Source organism: Caldalkalibacillus uzonensis (assembly GCF_030814135.1).
GTDB classification, from domain to species: domain Bacteria; phylum Bacillota; class Bacilli; order Caldalkalibacillales; family Caldalkalibacillaceae; genus Caldalkalibacillus; species Caldalkalibacillus uzonensis.
Genome location: NZ_JAUSUQ010000009.1, coordinates 142,062 through 160,139 on the forward strand (window position 1 = coordinate 142,062; position 18,078 = coordinate 160,139).

Genomic DNA, 18,078 nt, shown 5'->3' on the forward strand with positions numbered 1-18,078 from the left:
TAAGAGGGACAAAAGTGGAGTTTTTGGTCACCAGGCTAAGATAGGCTCCTCTCTAAGGCATGCTGCACTTTTTGAATGTCGCCGGCGCCCATAAACAGCAATACCGCATTGGAGTAACGATGGAGCTGGTCCACTGTCTCCTCACTGATTAAGCGTGAAGCAGGCAGTTTCCGCATTAAATCTTCAATGGTCAGGTTGCCTTGCTTCTCTCGGGCTGAAGCAAAAATATCACACAAATAGACCTCGTCCGCTGCCGACAGCGCCTGAGCAAACTCATTCAAGAACGTTTCCGTACGAGTAAACGTGTGAGGTTGAAAAATCGAGACCAGCTTACGGTCGGGATACTTGGTGCGGGCCGCTTCAATTGTGGCCTTGATCTCGGCTGGATGGTGAGCGTAGTCGTCGATCAAAATGTTGCCCTTTTTCCACACTTTCTCTGAAAAGCGGCGCTTCACTCCGCCAAAGGTGGTGAGATGGTGCTTCACTTCGGACATGGGCAACTCTTCAACCAAACAAACGCCAATCACAGCCAACGCATTAAGCACATTGTGGCGGCCGTACAGAGGGATATGAAACTCCCCTAACCTTTTCCCCTGATACGTTGCTGAAAAGGTCATGCCCTGTTCATTGGCACTTAAAATTTCACCCTGCAATTCGTTGTGCTGTTCCAGACCGTAGGTCAACTTATGTACACGAGGTTTGAGACGCTGTACATTGGGATCATCTCCGCAGGCGACGATCATTTTTTTGGTCTGGTTGGCCAAACTTTGAAAGGCATCGACAACATCATCCACATGGCGGAAATAGTCAGGGTGGTCAAAGTCAATATTGGTCACAATCTGATAATCCGGTTGGTAAGCCAGAAAATGGCGGCGATATTCACAAGCCTCATAAACAAAATATTGGCTGTTTTTTTCTCCCTTACCCGTTCCGTCTCCAATCAAAAAAGAGGTGGGGCAGATGGCGCTCAGCACATGGGCCAGCAAGCCGGTTGTGGACGTTTTGCCGTGGGAACCGGTCACAGCCACATTGGTGTAATGCTGAGCCAGCTTGCCCAAATAATGATGATAACGGTAAACAGGAATCCCCATCTCATGGGCTTGTTTAATTTCTTCATGTTCCTCTTTAAAAGCGTTCCCCGCAATCACCGTCATGCCTGCCTGGATATTGTCCTTAGAAAAGGGATAAATGGGAATCCCTTTTTCTTCAAGGGGTTGTTGGGTGAAGTAAAAGGTGGCTACATCCGAGCCTTGAACCTGATGACCCAAGTCATGCAAAATTTGTGCCAGTGCACTCATCCCCGATCCTTTGATGCCAATAAAATGATATGTTGTCATTATTGCCTACCTCCATCCCCAATTACGCCTATCCAATGGTTTGCAGCAGTTTTTCTGCCTGTTTACGGTCGACCCTCAAAAATTCCCATTTGTTTTGTGGGTCCAACAATCTCTTAAGCACCCGTTTAGCCTGCGCTTCTTTTCCCAGTTCAACTAACAATTTTGCATAGTAATACGCTTCCTCGCCAATCAGGTCGGCATCGTGTGCATGGGCCAGCTCAAACGCCTTTTCTGACTCCCCTTGCTGCCCCTGATGATACAGCCATTCTCCTTTAAGCGTGTAAAACAGGGCTAAAAGTTTAGAGGACAAGTGATTTCCCGTGTTCATCTGTTCTTCTATCTCATTCATCCACTGCATTGCTTCCCGCTTCTTACCCAGTTGCATATTGACAGCCATCAGAGCCATCCGGGTTAAAGGCTCCATTGTTTTTTTCTGCGTTTTAATTCCCCGCTCCAAAGCTCTTTCGAAGGCTGCCTTCGCTTTATGCCAGTCCCGTTGATAGTAATAGGCCAAGCCTTGGGCATAATCCCCGTATCCTTCATTCCGTTTTAAACGGGCAATATGTTGGTAACTTAGGCTGACGCCCTCAAGATCTCCCTGTTTTAACATATGCCCAGCCCGGAAAGAATGATAAAAAACAAGCACTGGCTTATACCACAAAAAAATAAGGACAAAATAAATAATGGCATACAACCACAGCGAGGCCCCTGAAAACAGGGTAAAAAGGACGACAGCTACAAACAGTGCTATTAGGCTGAGGGCCAAAATAAAGAGCACAGTCCCTTTCAATCTCAACACCCTATCTCATTCATCGTCAAAAAGATATTATACCACAACCCTTAATCATGGGGAACATGCAATCTTGACTTGCGTTTTTATAAAATTATGGTATAATGAAGAAAGTTTGATTAAAAGTTGAATGACTGCAACCTGTTCGGCCTCTTAGTAAGTCGAAGCAAGTGAAAGTATTCAGTTTTTAATCAACACATCAACAAAATTTTAGTAAGGAGGCCGAAACATGGTCGGTAAAGTAAAATGGTTCAACGCTGAAAAAGGTTTTGGATTTATCGAGAGACCCGATGGGGACGATGTATTTGTACACTACACAGCCATTCAGAGTGAAGGTTACAAAACCCTTGAGGAAGGCGAAAGCGTACAATTCGATATTGTGGAAGGCAATCGCGGACCTCAAGCTGCCAATGTCGTTCGCTTATAATCAGCAAATATGACGTTGATAAGAGCATTGTTCCGTTATGACGGATCATGCTCTTTTTTAATGAACATGATAATATCAAAGAAAAAAGAAACGGATATAAGGAGTTTGAACAAGTATGGTACATTTTCAAGACTTGAATATTTCAGAACCCGTTAAACAAGCCTTAGCGAAAATGGGGTTCGAAGAAGCGACACCCATCCAGGCCGAGGCGATCCCCCTGGCTTTAGAAGGACAAGATCTGATTGGCCAGGCCCAGACAGGTACGGGGAAAACGGCGGCTTTTGGCATCCCCATGATTGAAAGTATACAGGTGCACGCCAACCACACACAAGGGCTGGTCGTAACACCCACGCGAGAACTCGCTATTCAAGTGGCCGAGGAACTGAACCGGATTGGTGAGTTTAAAAAAGTGAGGGCACTCCCTGTCTATGGCGGGCAAGACATCAATCGCCAAATCAAAGCCTTAAAACAATTCCCTCATATTATTGTCGGAACACCTGGGCGCCTGCTGGACCACTTGCGACGCAAAACCTTGCGCCTGAACCATATTGCCCACGTGATCTTGGATGAAGCAGACGAGATGCTGAATATGGGCTTTATTGATGACATCACCGCCATTTTGGAGCAATGCCCCCAGGAAAAACAAACACTGCTGTTCTCAGCCACCATGCCAGAGCCCATTAAAACGTTGGCCCTCCGTTTTATGCGCCAGCCTGCAGAAGTAAAAATAAGGGCCAAGGAAGTCACTGTGCCTTTAATTGATCAATATTATCTTGAGGTGCAGGAAAAACAAAAATTTGACGTGCTCTGCCGCCTCCTTGACCTGGAGTCCCCTGAACTGGCCATTGTATTCGGCCGTACGAAACGGCGGGTGGATGAACTGTCTGAGGCACTCAAACGACGGGGTTATCTGGCCGAGGGCATACACGGAGATCTAAGCCAAAACAGACGGGATCAGGTGATTAACCAATTCCGTTCCGGGACCATCGACATTTTGGTGGCTACTGATGTAGCTGCCCGCGGTCTGGACATACAAGGTGTCACTCATGTCTATAACTTTGATATTCCACAGGATCCCGAGAACTACGTACACCGGATTGGCCGCACTGGACGGGCCGGACAAGCCGGACAAGCGGTCACCTTTGTGGTCCCCCGGGAAATAGACCATCTAAAAACCATCGAGCGGCTGACGAAGCGCAAACTGGAGAAACGACGGATTCCCACGATCAATGAGGTATTAAAAGGGCGGCAGCAAACCGCCATGGAGACGCTGTTAAGAGTAGCAGAGGAAGGGGACATTCAAGCTTTCCAACGTATGGCCCAAGAGTTGCTTGAGGAACAAGACTCCGTCACATTGGTGGCTGCTGCCTTGAAATTGTTAACCAAGGAACCGGATCAAACCCCAGTCCGGCTCACAGCAGAGGAGCCCCTGCAAGTAAAGAAAAAGAAGCAGGTACATGGAAGAAAAAAACGCCCGAACCGGCCAAGATATCCAAAAACGGACAAAATGAGACATAAACACCGCCCCTAATCATACAAGAACCAATGTGTTTAAAGTGTGACTTGACTTTTCCCCTGCTTTCCGGAATGGCGACCGAACCGTGGAATCCACCATTTTAACAGAGGGGCCAACACCAGCAGAATAAAAAAGACACGAAACAAATGATAGCCGGTTACCAGTGTCAGGTCAGCGCCAACCTCTTTGGCGGTAATTCCCATCTCCGCAATACCGCCCGGGGCCATACTTAAATAGGCAGAAAGAATAGAGACGTCATACACCTGGCTCATCACGAAGGCCATGAGCAAGGTAAAAACAAGTAACAACAAGCTGGATAATAACGTATATAACCCTAGCTTTCGGCGCTCCAATATTTTTCCTGGTTGAATCTGCAAGCCCAAATGGGTACCAATAAATAATTGAGAGAGAATAAAGATAGGGGCAGGCAGCTCGGGCGCAGGTACACCCAGTAGGATGACAATGATTGTGGCTATACTGGGGCCAATGAGATACGCAGTGGGCAGACTCAATTTCACAGCAGCAGCTACCCCTGCTATAACGGCCAACAGAAAGAGCAGATAATGAAAGACAGGGGCAGCCTGTGCCCGCTGTTCTCCAAAACGGAAATCCGAAGTGCTTAAGAGCACTTCGCCCCCATACTGGGACCACACCCAGATTATGCCCGGAACAAGAAAAATCACGACCAATATACGTATCATTTGCATCATGGTCACCACAATGGGGTTAATCTGCTCCAGCTCCTCTCCCAAGACCACCATTTGGGCCAAACCTCCGGGGATGCTGCCAATGAGCAAGCTGGGCCAATCCTCACCCGTTAGACGGAACAATCCCAAAGAAAGAAGCACACTGAACAAAATGAGCAACACAGTACTTATAAACATGGCCGGCAGATGGACAAGCAATTGACGAACCATATCCAGCGTAAAATAAGAGCCGAGAGCATAACCCAGTATGACCAGTCCTGTTTGGCGCAGTCCACTGGGCCAATACAATGGGGAGAAAACAAAAAAACGATATATAATTATCACTGTCAGCGGTCCCAGCAACCAGGGCAAGGGAAAGCCGACCAAGTAAAAAAGAAAAGCCCCTCCTAGGGATAGCACCAGAGTTTTGATAAAAGGGAACATCTGCCTGCAACCTTCTTTCATTACGAACCTGTGTAAATACTATACTTGCAGTGTGTATGTCTTTTTCTATTCTGGAACGGATTAGTCCAGATACTCGAGCTTAGACACTGTCTGTTCAATATGCCTTTGTTGACTCCTGTTTAAATCAAACAAGTCCATGATTTCCTTTTCAATCTCCTCATACCATTCTTTTCTTTGCCGTGGCTCATCTGCAGCCATTAACTGGTTTACCAGCTCCACGATCCTTCCCTGCCGAGCCCAAGATACCTGAGGAATGGGGATTGCCTCCAAATAATGGCGCAACACTTTAACCGAACTAAAGCTTAATTGATAAAAAAACTGGATGGTTTTAGAATTAAGCACAGCCAGTAGATATTTAATGTCAACTTCTTGTGTCTCTGGGACAAGGATATTGGCACTGTTCAGCGTCAGTCGCTGCCGGTTGTCATAAGCAAAGACAAGTGTCCGATTGATAAAACGATAAATTAATTTTTCCGGGGCCCGATAGTAGTGGAGCGGTGCCACTTGCTGAAATCGTTCCGGTTGGAAGCGAATGTAGGCACTGATCCGCTCAACCCGGTACTTAAAGATATCACTTCCTTTGACAATCGGCTCCGTTTCCGCTTCCTGATCAGCCACAAGAAATTTTTTATTGTTCCCCGTGACAATACCCAAGGCAAAGGCCGCTTTTCCCTTTAAAGGGGAGACTGCGGGATGCGTACGGAGATGGTGAAGCAAGCGGTGATCTTCCTCTGTACTGCAAACATTGAAGACGTAGTCCAGATTGTCCTTAAAGCGTTGTTGAGGGATATGGTGCATCTTTCCCTGACGCCTGACAGAGAGACAATGCCCTGCCTCTTCAGAGGCTTTCCGCTGAGCCTTAAGGGTGATCACTGGGCTGTACACCCGGGAAAAGGCGTTCCCCAAAAGCTGGATGTCAATCAGGTGAGTGTGGTCCAATACATACTCCCTGATGGAACGATGGCCGCTTACATACAACATCGCTTCCGGCAACACAAAGTTTAAAATCCCACCTGGCTGTAACCGAGACACCGCCCGCTCAACAAATAAACTGAATGAATCCACCAAAAAGCGTGCCGACACAAACCGGGCTTTAAGCTCCTTCTTTTCTATGCTGTCAAAAGTGGAGCCCCAAGGCGGGTTGCCCACTATGAGATGAAAAAGGTCGGGGCGGTTCCTGTACAAGCCATACTCATCCCTCAAAAAGTTACCAACTCTAATCTCGAGGGATGGCTCTTCGTCCGGTAAGCTATCAGCAGTCAAGGCTAAATTAATTTTAGCCAACTGAACAGCCACAGGATCAATGTCCATGCCAAACAAACAAGCCTGTAACAGATGCTTTTCTGCATTCGCAGGAGAGAACCCTAATGAACACAAGCGAGGTTTTAAGTGCTGAAACAGCTTTAACAAAAAATTCCCCGACCCACAGCAAGGGTCCATGATTTTTAGATGCTCTGTGATGTTCAGCTGCTCCAAACTATTTTCGACCATCTCCTCGACTAACGATGAAGGGGTATAGTATTGTCCATAGTGTTTGCGTTGCCCCAAATGACTCAAGGACAGATAGACCAGGCCCAGGAAATCTTCCCCTTCTACATAGGGGATAGCCAAGTGTTGCAGACGATGCAAGAGATCTTTTTCATCGCTAGACAAATCATCCTTATCCCTGTGGATCAGACCGGCCAATAGCTTTGTCAACCGGCCAGGCTGAATCAGCCCGTCCAACCATGCTTGTGACAATGAAGCTCCTGTCTCTGTAGGAATCATCTCCAGTTCTTTTTCATGCCAACCACATGATATATGCTTGTTCCTCCATAATTGCAGGGCACATTCACATAAAATCAAGCGGATGTACCTGTTGGCTTGTTGAGGGGTTGCTGTTCTCAAAAAAGGGCCTGCCACATGCAAAATGTCTTCTGTAAGCTGTACATAAGGCTTAAAGCTGACATATTCTACCGGGATAAACCTTCCCTGCACCCCCCTCTTGTTTCGTCTCTTCTGCAAGCGATCCAGTTCTCCACGTTGAATCAACCTGGCGATGCGACCTATCTCATCCTTATCCACCATGTGCTGTCCATTTTGTGATACCACATTCCGGATCAAGCCTGCTTTAAACCAGTTTTTGACTGTTGCAGAGGAGACAGCTAACTGATCGGCCGCCTGTTGAAGTGTGAGATACTTATCCATTGCCTAACCTCTCCTAGTGAACCAAAAACGCATTGATCGCCGCTTGTTTCTCCTGATACACTTGGTCAGCCAACTGGATCAAGTCATCGATCTTGCCGACGTCATCAATGGGCATTTCTTTCCCTAATTCCCGGTTCAGGCGTAACATACGCTTGCCTAACAGCATTTGACATTGATAGGTAATCGACTCTGACGTGACATGCAAGGCCAGGTCAATCAACTTGGGGGTGATGATAAATGGCCTCCACTTAAGCTGGATCCATTGGCTTAGGCCCCAGCCAGGTTCTCCGCCAGGGTCAAACGTAATCTTCTGCTTTCCAGTACCCAGGGATAGAATCTTCACTTCTTCTATTTTTTTGCCAAAACCGTTCATTGCTTCAGTCAAGGCGACAAAGGAAGGATTGTTGGCCCACAATCCCCCGTCCGCCATGAGCAGATCATGATTTACTTTATAGGGCGGAAAATAAAATGGAGCGGCACAGGAGGATAAAACCGCTTCCCACAGTTTAATTTTACCACTTTCACAGGGATTGGTGTGGGATTTAAACAGATGCACATCTCCCACCCGCAGATTGACGGAGGGAATGACCAGCGACGTGGAAACCTCAGCCAGTTGTCTTTGGCCAAACACTTCCTGCAGCACCTTTTTCAGCATGTGATGGTCATAAAAACTTTTCAATATGCCCAGCGAGCGCTGCTTAAACACTTTCGGTCCCCAAGAGCGGTACAAATCTAAAATAGTATCCATCTTTTGCTCGGCCGCCACTGCTGCGGCTATAATCGCCCCGGTACTGGTCCCGACAATCAAGTCAAAATACTGGTAAATTGCCCGCCCGTATTCCTCTTCCAAACGACTGAGAATCTGGGCCGGGAAAATCCCGCGAATGCCGCCGCCGTCGATGCATAATATGTTCATGGTCAGCCTCCCGTTAGACAATCGCTTTTAACAAGAGTTTGCGTAGTATGGGCAGCAAATGATCATTTAATTCACTGACATGGGGAACGACGATGCTGTGACGTCCATAAATGTTGTGAAAAGTTTGCCGGGCTTTCTCGGGGACCTGTTCACCCGCCAAAAAGATACCGATCACTTCAATCCCTTTTCTCCTCGCTTCCAAAACCGCCTGATAGGTATCAACAATACCCTCTGTCTCATAATGTTTGGCCGCCGGCTCCCCATCGCTAAACACAAGCAAAAAACGCTGGGCTTCGGTCCGCTCTAGCAGATAGGCCGACATCAGGCGGATGGCGTAACCGTCCCGGTTGTCCTGCTCAGGCTCCAGATGCATGATGGCAGGACCACTGGCCGGAGATAAAGAACGGGAGTAATCAATCACAGGCCGAAAGTAATTGGGGTAAGCCCCATTGTCCCGCTCACTGGCCTCTTCCCAAAAACCGGTGACCATATGGGGAATGGAAAGGCCGCGCAAACTTTCATGGAACAACGTAATGCCCCGCTTCGTTTCAGACATTTTGTCGTACATGGAAGCTGAACAATCAACGAGCAGCATAAAAGCAGCATCAATCTGCGGAGACGGATTTTTTTGCTTATAAAACAGGCGGGGAGAATCTTCTGTCAACAGCCGGGTCAGCTTCCTTGTCAGACGGCCAAAAGGCAAGAACTCTCTGGCAGCGGTTTGCTTGTGCTCCAGTGTGAGTTGAATCGTTCTCATCAACTTGCGCTTAAAGGGACTGATGTGGCGGACCAGCTCCTGATAAGCGGTCCTTTCCTGTTCTCCAACTGGTTTCGGGGATAAAAAAACTGGTTTGACATTGCGATTAATTTTCCCGACATGCTCCCTCTGTTCCCAAGCCAAGGCCTCCAACCGTCTGGTCACAGCTTGGGGATCGTCGTAATCATCACGGCTGGAGCGCTGGGCCGGTCCTTGCACCATGCCCACAGCCTGGTCCCCGCTATCGGACTGGCGCAAAACCCCGCCCAACGCAGTGGAACGGGCGCCTTCCTCCAGCTCAAACCGCAAGAAATGATCGGTTTGATCGGCCGTATCCTGATGCCACATGGGCATCTTTTCGTCCTTACGTTCTTCCTCTTCCACTTCCAGCTCCCTCTCTTGGTCATACGCATTCAGGAGAGAGGCCCGGCTTAGGGAATCGATGGCCAACTCCGGCTCCGGACCCGGGTCACTGCCTTTGGGCCAAGCCCAATACGTGGCCTGCATGTCCTGCTCCAAGTGAATGCTAAGAGATTCCAAAATATCCCGGCAGCGCTTGGCTACATCAGCAGTTGAACGGGCATCTGCCAGCCACTCCAACAGGGGCTGCAATTGTTTCAGCAGCTGATCCAGCTCAGTACTGATACCAGGAATACGGGGATCCACTTCATTGGACGAAAGCCATAAATACAAAGCGGTGAAAAAGGCATCACTCCGCTCTCCCCGGCGCAGGTGGCCTGGCAACCGGCTGGCAAAATAGCGGGTATATACTTGGCGGCGGACATCAAACACACGCTGTGCGCCAGGACGCTCCTTGATCATCTCCAGTGACAGACGCAATTCTTCTGCCAGAATAAACAGCTGGGAAGCCAGTTTGGGCTGTGCTGATGCTGCTGCACGAGACATATAGCGGGCGATCCATGAACGGTCTGACCCATTGATCTCCATGCTACGGATATACACATCGCTTTTCATGCCCTGCATCTGGTCATCCTTATCCTGCCATTCTTCCCAAAACTGGCTGATGTAAATAGTTTGGCTTCCAGGATCAAAATAGGAGGTCATGTCAAAATCGATACGCAACTGAGGACGGCGGGCCAAGGTGCGGGCCAAGTCCAAAAGCTGCATATGCATAAAGGAATCCACTTCCTGTTCCACAAAGCGAAACACCATGGCCGTTCCCCCTAAAATAGCGTTTCAGCCATATTTATAACCGCTGCCCGTTCCCGCTCATCTTCCAGTTTATCGACAATGGCCCGTTGAATGGCCCGTAATGGTGGCATATGGGCAGCCAAATCGCAGGCATCAAGCAAGGCGCGGATAGAGGCAGCCTCCTCAGACAACTGTCCCATTTTGGTCTGGGCCAAAAGGTCAGCCGATAAGCGGACAAAGCGGTCTAACAGCGAAGGATCACTCAGGGCCGTCTGTTCTTGCAACAAGTTCCTCAGCTGTTCCCCTTGCAGATAGGGAACGTCAATAACCACAAAACGGTTTTTCAACGCTTCATTCAGTGGCACCGTGCCCACATAACCGATATTGATGGCAGCAATGACCCCAAATCCGTCTTTGGCCTTGATCACTTCACCTGTAAAAGGATTAGTCAGCATCTTCCGGTAGTCCAGCACACTGTTGATAATCGGCAAGGTCTCCGGTTTGGCCATATTGATCTCGTCAATGTATAGAAAGTGGCCTTTTGTCATCGCTTTGACCACCGGACCGGGAACGAATTCGATGGCGGTGTGATTCTCCTTTTGCACAATGGTTTTAAAGCCCAGCAAGGCTTCCGCATCCAGGTCAACCGAGCAGTTGACGGCATGCAGGGGCTGATGAAACAGATAGGACAAATATTCAGCCAGCTTCGTTTTACCCGCTCCAGTGGGACCTTGTAGCAGCACATTCTTGCCCATGCTGAGGGCGACGACGGCATCATAAAGAAGAGCAGGATCTGGAGAAGTGTATCCGGGCTGGCCCACCAGCCATCTTTCTTCATCTGTCAGGGTGTGCTGCCGTTCGATACGGATGCGCTCAATGGCTTCCACCATACGGGGCGGTAAATGTAATTGTTCGATTTCCTTGCGTATATCGTTCTGAATCATTTGGAGACGTTTCCTTTCTAGGTATCCGGTTTTATCCCGCTTAATATGCTTGCTCTGTCTTTATTTTACCATATGTGCGCAGGAAATCGCCGATCCGCCGGGCCGCTTCCTGCAGCCGGGATTCTGACTGGACCAGGGCGATGCGTACAAATCCTTCTCCGTGTTGGCCAAAGGCATCTCCTGGTGTCACCACGACAGCTGCATGTTCCAGTAAACCATAGGCGAACTCCTTGGACGTCCAGCCCTCCGGAAGTTGAGCCCAGGCAAACATGGTGGCCTGAGGTGGATCAATGGGCCAACCGCCCTGAGCTAATCCCTTGACCAGCACATTCCGGCGGGCTTCATACGCTTTGACGTTATCAGCAAGCAGCTCCCTTCCTTCGCGCAAGGCCATGGCCGCTGCTTTTTGAATGGGTAAAAAGACCCCGTAATCCAAATTGGATTTCAAGCGGTTAAACGCAGCGAGCACTTCGGCATTGCCCACCAGATAACCAATGCGGCAGCCAGCCATATTAAAGCTTTTGGACAGTGAATTAAACTCCACACCGATGTCTTTGGCGCCCTCCACTTCTAAAAAGCTGGTCGCTTTTTGACCGTCAAACACAAGCTCAGAATAGGCAAAATCGTGGACAACCAAAATGTTGTACCGCTTGGCAAACTGAACCACCTGTTCAAAAAAAGCGCGGCTGGCCAACGCCGGTACCGGATTACCTGGAAAGTTAAGAATCATCATTTTGGCTCTGTGGGCCACATCTTCCGGGATGGCCTCCAGATCAGGCAAAAACTTGTTCTCTTTCTTCAGCGGCATGGGATACAACTCTGCCTCAGCCGTAAGCACCCCTGTTTCATAGGCTGTATAGCCGGGATCCGGTACGAGAATCACATCCCCCGGGTTAGCAAACACCATGGGCAGATGGACCAGACCATCCTGGGACCCCATGGTCATCATCACTTCTTGCTGTGGATCAAGGGCAACGCCAAACCGCTCCCTGTAATAAACAGTCACCGCTTCCAAAAACTCATCCGTTCCGGTCAGAGTGTAGCCGTACTGGGCCGGATCCTGAATATTGCGGGTTAAGCATTCCATAACCTCGCGAGCGGGCGGCAAATCGGGGCTGCCAATACTTAAGTCAATCACATCTTCGCCACGGGCCATTTTGGCTTTTTTTCGCTTAGCAAGTTCACTAAACACCAATGTTTCAAACGCTTGCATGCGCTGGGCTGTTTCAAAGTTCATGATCTTCCTCCACTCTTGTTAGTCACATAAGGGCATTTTTTGTCTATTCTAGCACATCGGTTTACGGTGTGGGGAATAAAAAGGAGCATGAAGGGACAAAAAAAGATCCTTACACGGCGTAAGGATCTTTAAACCACAGACTAAGTTTTTACCTGTATTCCATTTTTAGGAATCTAGGGTTTTCCCTTGGGTTGGAGCAGAAAATTCTTCATGCTTATATTCTTTCTCCCAGAAGTCCGCATCATTGATTCCCACTTTTGCAGGGTCGAAGACAGGATCTTTCCCTTCTCTTTTCTGTTTTTCGTAATCCTTCAACACTTTTAGCGCAGGCTTAGTCAGGAGCAGAATGGCAATGATGTTCAGCCAGGCCATGCTTCCGACTCCGATATCCCCAAGGTCCCAAGCCAGTGTGGCCGTTCTAACGCTGCCGTAGAAAACAACAGCCAAGAGTGCAATTTTCAAAGCATATTCTGACCAGACACGCTTTACTTTCCGGTTAATATATGCCAGGTTTGTTTCCGCCATATAATAGTAAGCCATAATCGTAGTAAAGGCGAAGAACAGCAGGGCGATGGCAACAAAAGGCGCCCCGAAGCCTGGCAACACTGATTCTACAGCCATTTGTGTAAAGACTGGCCCTGGTTCAACATCACCGATATTATTGACAATAGCGGGTTGTCCCTCAGGGGTTACATTATACATTCCTGTAATAAGAATCATAAATGCAGTCGCAGAGCAGACGAACCAGGTGTCGATATAGACAGAGAAGGCCTGAACCAAACCTTGTTTGGCAGGATGGGACACTTCCGCAGCCGCAGCAGCATGTGGAGCCGTGCCCTGACCCGCTTCATTGGAGTAAATCCCCCGCTTAACTCCCCAGGAAATCGCCGCACCGAGAATTCCCCCGAAGGCGGCCTCTGCACCGAAGGCACTCTTAAAGATAAGCGCCAATACGTCTGGCAGTTGAGAAATGTTGGCAAACACAACAATCAACGCAACCAGAATATAGCCAAGTGCCATAAAAGGCACCACGACTTGGGCCACACGTGCGATCCGCTTGACCCCTCCGAAAATGATGATGGCAAGAACAGCCACTAAAACTAATCCTGTTATGGTAGTGCTAATCCCAAAAGCATTCTTCATGCTGGAAGCGATGCTGTTGGCCTGAACGCCCGGCAACAGAATACCTGTTGCAATAACGGTCACAATCGCGAACAGGATAGCATACCATTTTAATTTTAATCCTTTTTCGATGTAGTAAGCTGGACCTCCGCGGAACTGCCCATCTTGTTTGGTTTTGTACACTTGACCGAGCGTCGCTTCCACAAACGCAGAACCAGCTCCGAGGAAAGCAATAAGCCACATCCAAAAGACAGCGCCCGGTCCTCCAAATGCTATTGCGGTAGCCACTCCCGCAATATTACCTGTCCCGACCCTTCCGGATAATGCAATGGATAAGGCCTGGAATGAGGATACCCCGGCATCGGAACTCTTGCCCTGGAACATTAACTTGACCATATCTTTGAAATGTCTGATCTGGAGGAAACGAGTGGCAATCGAGTAGAACAATCCTGCTCCTAGGCAAAGGGCAATCAACGCTGGACTCCAAATAATATTATTCAGCCAATTGACAAAAGTTTCCACAAACTCATTGAACCTATTAATAAAAGTTTCCATAAATGGCCCCCTTTTTTTGTATACAGTAAGATTATAAAACACATTTAATGTTCTGTGAATATGCAATTTTCTTTCTCATAAACCATTTTTTTCCGTAAGCAAACTAAAACTTTTTCAAACTCTTCTTCGTGTTATAAATAGAACTTGCCGGCAAGGAATCCAGAACAAAGGAGAAACATGACATGATTAAGATTGAGAGTCTGCATAAAACATACAAAAAGCATGTCGCTCTGCAAGAGATTAACCTTCGCATTGACAAAGGGATTTTCGGCTTGCTAGGTCCCAATGGGGCCGGAAAAACAACGCTGATGCGCATTTTGGCCACGCTGCTCAAACCGACAAAAGGTGAGGTCAGCGTACACGGTATATCCTTAACTAAACAACCGGATGAGATCCGCAAAATGATCGGTTATCTTCCCCAGCATTTTCAAATCTACCCTCAATTAACAGCGTATGACTTTCTTGATTATGTGGGGGTGATGAAAGGGATTAAGGATCAAAGGGAACGGGAGACCCGTATCAAACATCTTCTGGCTGAGGTGAATTTGCAAGATATGGCCCATCAAAAAATCAAAACATTTTCCGGAGGCATGAAGCAAAGGCTGGGCATTGTCCAAGCCCTGTTAGGAGAACCTGCTGTGGTCATTGTGGATGAGCCCACCGCTGGATTAGATCCGGAAGAGCGGGTCCGCTTCCCAATTTGATTTCCCGGCTGGGTATGGAGCGTATTGTGATTTTATCAACACACATCGTGGCTGACATTGAAAGCAGTTGCCAGTCCGTGGCCGTTCTCTCCCAGGGACGTGTGGCCCTCACAGGCACCCTGGAAGATCTTCGCCAACAGGCAGCGCATAAGGTGTGGGAACTTGAAGTGGAAGAAAGAGAGCTGGAACGTTATCAGCCCCACCAGATTATCTTAACCCAACGGACAGAGTATGGCTTGCGTGTCAAGGTCATCGCCAACGAAAAACCTGCTCCAGGGGCCATTGCGGTTCCTCCGTCACTGGAAGAGGGCTATATGGCCTTGATTGGAGGGAAAGCAGATGAGTAAATGGTGGCGTCAGCTCCGATTAGAGCTGAAATTGATCTTCAGTAACAGATTCTTCCTTGTGTTGCCGGTTTTATTCGGTGCTTGGATGCTGTACTCACTCATGAATGTCCCAGACTACAAACCTTACAATCTGATGATCAATATCTACGATTTTCATAAATTGGGACACACCATGTCCCTGGGGGCAGCCATGTTACTGGGGATTTTGTTGGTGCGCAGGGACAGCAACCCAACTACCTATGACTGGCTCGGTTCCTGGCCTGTCCCTCCCTTTATCTTGGTGTCAGCCAAGTTTGTGGCTGGATTTCTGTATTTATCCACCTTTACGCTGGTCATGGCCGCCGTCTTCATTGGAGTGGGATATTACAGGGGTCTGACATGGTCCCACATGGCAGGCGCATTGGCTCAATATATGTTGCAATATGAATGGGCTTATGCCGTCACATTGGCTTTAGCCATGTTTTTGGCTGCGGCCATAAGACTGCGGATCGTTTATTTAATCGGTTTTTGTGCCTGGATGTTTGGCACATACTTTATGGATATTTTTTTTTGATGTCCCGCTCCCAGCTTTATTTTCTGAAAACCTTCCATCTCAATCAGTTTACAGTGGACTCTCTGCTCAGCAATGATGTGTGGGGCTGGCAGTTGCTTAGTGCAGAGATTTGGCTGTCCCGTTTGTTTGTGGCTGCATTTACCGTGATGCTGATCATGTGGATCACTGCCATCGACGTTAACAGAAGGCCGGCTGAGAGGGGAAGAATCTGGATCTATGCTGGCTTGGGTGCTGTCTTGCTGAGTGTGATCGTCTTTCTGCCCTATGCCAAGTTGTGGGAGGAACGGTATGCCCTGCACAATACTTTCGTTCAGGAAAGTTCCATTCCCATTGACCGTGAGGAGGGAACACACTTTCAACCCGGTTTTGCCGTCCAATCTTACGACATTCAACTGGAACAACACCATCAAAACGAATTGAAAGGAACAGCCACGCTCACATTTTTAACGGCTGATGTGGCTGAACAACAATCCCTCTATTTCACTTTAAACCGTCTGTTTAACGTCACAAAGATTGAGCTGAATGGTAAGGAAGTTGACTTTGAGCGTGAAGGTGACACGCTGCTGATTCGGCCTGAAATCCTGGATCAACAACTTGAACAGCAGGTGATGAACATTGAATACGCAGGAAGATTATTCTTGTGGGGATTTAATCACTACCACGAAACCTTGCACGGCTTTGTCCAAGGGAAGCATGTCTTTCTGCCTGCCCACCTGGCCTGGTACCCTTTACCTGGGAAACGGCCCCTTTTTGACCTGGGTTACTTTACAAAGAATGACAAACCAACTTATTATCTCCGGGCTCCTGAACCGCTTCAACGGAACTTTCTTGGGCTAAACCCTGTGCCGTCAGAATATACCATTACGTTAAGTCAGTTTGAGGGGGATGTGTTTACCACAGCCGATCACAAGGTGAGCCGCGACCCACAGCATCATGTCCAGCAATTTTATATCGCTGAAGCGGAAGGCGTCACATTATTAGGGGGAAACATGACCGAGAACCCCGCTGGGCAGGCCTACAGCGTTGTATCCTCTCCGGTGTATGAGGGAGAAATCAATCTGTTTTTGGAAGATATGGAACGTATGGAGGAATATTTCAGCCAGTGGCTGGAAGAACTGCCACCATTCTCCCGCTCCGTTTTCTATCTTCCTATTGGCAGTTTAGGTATGGAAAGATATTACTCCCTTAACGTTCATGTGTTGGATGATTCTTTTGTCTTCTTTGAAGACAGGGTACCCGGCTTCATTGATGACCGGCGGTATCAGCTTGAACGGGAAAGTCTCCTCCAATACCTTATTTATTTGCGGCTGTTTAAGGATTATGATTTCCGGGGCTATATACATGAAGGTACTACCATTGCTCAGGCTGTATTCGACTCCATTTATTATCTGTATTTAAAAGATGGACCTTCAGATGAGTAACGACGAAATAATGGAACGGGTGACGTATCCGCTTGAGGAACCATCAGACACGGAGACTGACCAAGCCCCTGATACAGTTGTGATTAAAATGGTCCTAGAGGCTTTACAACAGGACAAAACCGCAGAACTGAAAAAAATCTTAAAGCATTTTTACAAGCGTATCTTGGCAGATGAGCGGGACCTCCGCTACCCGGTGATTACATTGGAAGAATGGCAGGAACAATGGAAGCAGGTGATGGGCGAGTGAGTGATGTTGTTCAGGACTTAAAAGGGTTGAAAGGCCCCTTTCTCCTGGCCATAGTTGGCTGTTACTTGGGTTATGTGACCCTGATTGCCACTTCCCGTTATCCGCGGGACCTGTTTTTCTTAAATGAAATGTTTATGCTGCCTGTGGTCAGCATGGCCACGGTCATGTTTTACCAGCGGGAGCTGGGCGGTTACTTTTCAGAGATTTACGCCACATTCCCCGTTTCCATGACAGGGATGATTTTGCGCAAGCTGGGGCAGTTGCTGGTGTTTATAACCGTATTTCACCTGGCCTGGACCTGGGTTTACCTCAGCTCGTTTGGTAAAATGGAAACACTGGTCTATTCCTATCATAATCAGCCGCCTTATTGGGGAGAAATCTCCTGGCTGCAATTATTCAGCCAAAGTGTTCCGACTTATCTCTTGCTGGCCGTGCTCACCTTATTGGGCATGGTGCTCACCAAAAAAATCTACGGGGGACTGGGCGCCGGATTTTCCCTGTGGATACTGGAGGGGCTGTCCAGGGGAGAGATGTTACAAGACTTAACGCTGTATACCGTCTATCTTCCCGAATCCCCCGATAACACGGCCTTTGTTGTTAACCGGATGTTGCTCATAACGATCAGTCTGGCGCTCTTGACATTGTCCATTTATTGGGCCAACCAACGGCACAAATGGATCATCACAGATGAACCCAATTAGGGAGGGGCTAACAC

At 48.2% G+C, this 18,078-nt stretch carries 17 protein-coding genes; 8 read left to right on the forward strand and 9 right to left on the reverse strand.

Going from position 1 to position 18,078, the window contains the following annotated elements:
• Nucleotides 1–35 precede the first annotated feature (35 nt).
• Nucleotides 36–1,337, reverse strand: a complete 1,302-nt coding sequence (gene murC / locus J2S00_RS12845; protein ID WP_307340384.1) for a UDP-N-acetylmuramate--L-alanine ligase — start codon at nucleotides 1,335–1,337, stop codon at nucleotides 36–38.
• Between the two features lie 28 nt (nucleotides 1,338–1,365).
• Complete coding sequence (locus J2S00_RS12850) at nucleotides 1,366–2,133, reverse strand: hypothetical protein (protein ID WP_307340387.1); 768 nt, start codon at nucleotides 2,131–2,133, stop codon at nucleotides 1,366–1,368.
• Between the two features lie 223 nt (nucleotides 2,134–2,356).
• Between J2S00_RS12850 and J2S00_RS12855 the strand changes: the two genes are divergently transcribed.
• Together J2S00_RS12855 and cshA are read left to right on the forward strand one after the other, a co-directional pair.
• The gene (locus J2S00_RS12855; protein WP_307340390.1) at nucleotides 2,357–2,554 is read left to right on the forward strand and encodes a cold shock domain-containing protein; all 198 of its coding nucleotides are present in this window, start codon (nucleotides 2,357–2,359) and stop codon (nucleotides 2,552–2,554) included.
• Between the two features lie 115 nt (nucleotides 2,555–2,669).
• Nucleotides 2,670–4,085, forward strand: a complete 1,416-nt coding sequence (cshA, locus tag J2S00_RS12860; RefSeq protein ID WP_307340393.1) for a degradosome RNA helicase CshA — start codon at nucleotides 2,670–2,672, stop codon at nucleotides 4,083–4,085.
• A 20-nt stretch (nucleotides 4,086–4,105) separates the two neighbouring features.
• Here the strand turns inward: cshA and J2S00_RS12865 are convergent, their stop codons facing one another.
• The 7 genes from J2S00_RS12865 to J2S00_RS12895 form a co-directional block, all read right to left on the reverse strand.
• Nucleotides 4,106–5,221, reverse strand: a complete 1,116-nt coding sequence (locus J2S00_RS12865; protein WP_307340396.1) for an AbrB family transcriptional regulator — start codon at nucleotides 5,219–5,221, stop codon at nucleotides 4,106–4,108.
• Between the two features lie 60 nt (nucleotides 5,222–5,281).
• A complete protein-coding gene (locus tag J2S00_RS12870; RefSeq protein ID WP_307340399.1) occupies nucleotides 5,282–7,408 on the reverse strand; it encodes a TaqI-like C-terminal specificity domain-containing protein in 2,127 nt (708 codons plus the stop codon).
• Nucleotides 7,409–7,421: 13 nt separating this feature from the next.
• A complete protein-coding gene (locus J2S00_RS12875; protein WP_307340402.1) occupies nucleotides 7,422–8,324 on the reverse strand; it encodes a CBASS cGAMP-activated phospholipase in 903 nt (300 codons plus the stop codon).
• A gap of 13 nt (nucleotides 8,325–8,337) precedes the next feature.
• Nucleotides 8,338–10,254 carry a vWA domain-containing protein gene (locus J2S00_RS12880; protein ID WP_307340405.1) on the reverse strand — a complete coding sequence of 639 codons (1,917 nt, stop codon included), beginning with the start codon at nucleotides 10,252–10,254 and terminating at the stop codon, nucleotides 8,338–8,340.
• Nucleotides 10,255–10,265: 11 nt separating this feature from the next.
• On the reverse strand, nucleotides 10,266–11,123 hold the full coding sequence (locus tag J2S00_RS12885) for an ATP-binding protein (RefSeq protein WP_307340527.1): 858 nt from the start codon (nucleotides 11,121–11,123) through the stop codon (nucleotides 10,266–10,268).
• Between the two features lie 94 nt (nucleotides 11,124–11,217).
• Nucleotides 11,218–12,414, reverse strand: coding sequence for an LL-diaminopimelate aminotransferase (locus tag J2S00_RS12890; protein WP_307340408.1), 1,197 nt, complete (start codon nucleotides 12,412–12,414; stop codon nucleotides 11,218–11,220).
• 165 nt (nucleotides 12,415–12,579) lie between these two features.
• Complete coding sequence (locus J2S00_RS12895) at nucleotides 12,580–14,058, reverse strand: alanine/glycine:cation symporter family protein (protein ID WP_307340530.1); 1,479 nt, start codon at nucleotides 14,056–14,058, stop codon at nucleotides 12,580–12,582.
• Nucleotides 14,059–14,273: 215 nt separating this feature from the next.
• Between J2S00_RS12895 and J2S00_RS12900 the strand changes: the two genes are divergently transcribed.
• Genes J2S00_RS12900 through J2S00_RS12925 form a run of 6 tightly spaced genes read left to right on the forward strand, consistent with a single transcriptional unit; the run spans nucleotide 14,274 to nucleotide 18,064 of the window.
• Nucleotides 14,274–14,795 carry an ATP-binding cassette domain-containing protein gene (locus J2S00_RS12900; RefSeq protein WP_307340411.1) on the forward strand — a complete coding sequence of 174 codons (522 nt, stop codon included), beginning with the start codon at nucleotides 14,274–14,276 and terminating at the stop codon, nucleotides 14,793–14,795.
• Between the two features lie 47 nt (nucleotides 14,796–14,842).
• Entirely contained in the window at nucleotides 14,843–15,142 is a 300-nt protein-coding gene (locus J2S00_RS12905) for a hypothetical protein (RefSeq protein ID WP_307340414.1), read from the forward strand.
• Nucleotides 15,135–15,695 carry a hypothetical protein gene (locus J2S00_RS12910; protein ID WP_307340417.1) on the forward strand — a complete coding sequence of 187 codons (561 nt, stop codon included), beginning with the start codon at nucleotides 15,135–15,137 and terminating at the stop codon, nucleotides 15,693–15,695. The genes J2S00_RS12905 and J2S00_RS12910 overlap by 8 nt, the downstream gene beginning before the upstream one ends.
• Nucleotides 15,695–17,116 (forward strand): M1 aminopeptidase family protein, encoded by a 1,422-nt coding sequence (locus J2S00_RS12915; RefSeq protein WP_307340419.1) that lies wholly within the window; start codon nucleotides 15,695–15,697, stop codon nucleotides 17,114–17,116. The genes J2S00_RS12910 and J2S00_RS12915 overlap by 1 nt, the downstream gene beginning before the upstream one ends.
• Complete coding sequence (locus J2S00_RS12920; protein WP_307340423.1) at nucleotides 17,109–17,363, forward strand: hypothetical protein; 255 nt, start codon at nucleotides 17,109–17,111, stop codon at nucleotides 17,361–17,363. The genes J2S00_RS12915 and J2S00_RS12920 overlap by 8 nt, the downstream gene beginning before the upstream one ends.
• Nucleotides 17,360–18,064, forward strand: a complete 705-nt coding sequence (locus J2S00_RS12925; protein WP_307340426.1) for a hypothetical protein — start codon at nucleotides 17,360–17,362, stop codon at nucleotides 18,062–18,064. The genes J2S00_RS12920 and J2S00_RS12925 overlap by 4 nt, the downstream gene beginning before the upstream one ends.
• Nucleotides 18,065–18,078 lie beyond the last annotated feature (14 nt).

What these genes read in the sequence shown, in the direction of transcription:
- J2S00_RS12865 (WP_307340396.1), bottom strand. Translation starts at nt 5,221, where the DNA reads ATGAAAGAAGGTTGCAGGCAGATGTTCCCTTTTATCAAAACTCTGGTG.
- J2S00_RS12910 (WP_307340417.1), top strand. Translation starts at nt 15,135, where the DNA reads ATGAGTAAATGGTGGCGTCAGCTCCGATTAGAGCTGAAATTGATCTTC.
- J2S00_RS12880 (WP_307340405.1), bottom strand. Translation starts at nt 10,254, where the DNA reads ATGGTGTTTCGCTTTGTGGAACAGGAAGTGGATTCCTTTATGCATATG.
- J2S00_RS12915 (WP_307340419.1), top strand. Translation starts at nt 15,695, where the DNA reads ATGTCCCGCTCCCAGCTTTATTTTCTGAAAACCTTCCATCTCAATCAG.
- J2S00_RS12870 (WP_307340399.1), bottom strand. Translation starts at nt 7,408, where the DNA reads ATGGATAAGTATCTCACACTTCAACAGGCGGCCGATCAGTTAGCTGTC.
- J2S00_RS12890 (WP_307340408.1), bottom strand. Translation starts at nt 12,414, where the DNA reads ATGAACTTTGAAACAGCCCAGCGCATGCAAGCGTTTGAAACATTGGTG.
- cshA (WP_307340393.1), top strand. Translation starts at nt 2,670, where the DNA reads ATGGTACATTTTCAAGACTTGAATATTTCAGAACCCGTTAAACAAGCC.
- J2S00_RS12900 (WP_307340411.1), top strand. Translation starts at nt 14,274, where the DNA reads ATGATTAAGATTGAGAGTCTGCATAAAACATACAAAAAGCATGTCGCT.
- murC (WP_307340384.1), bottom strand. Translation starts at nt 1,337, where the DNA reads ATGACAACATATCATTTTATTGGCATCAAAGGATCGGGGATGAGTGCA.
- J2S00_RS12885 (WP_307340527.1), bottom strand. Translation starts at nt 11,123, where the DNA reads ATGGTGGAAGCCATTGAGCGCATCCGTATCGAACGGCAGCACACCCTG.
- J2S00_RS12855 (WP_307340390.1), top strand. Translation starts at nt 2,357, where the DNA reads ATGGTCGGTAAAGTAAAATGGTTCAACGCTGAAAAAGGTTTTGGATTT.
- J2S00_RS12875 (WP_307340402.1), bottom strand. Translation starts at nt 8,324, where the DNA reads ATGAACATATTATGCATCGACGGCGGCGGCATTCGCGGGATTTTCCCG.
- J2S00_RS12920 (WP_307340423.1), top strand. Translation starts at nt 17,109, where the DNA reads ATGAGTAACGACGAAATAATGGAACGGGTGACGTATCCGCTTGAGGAA.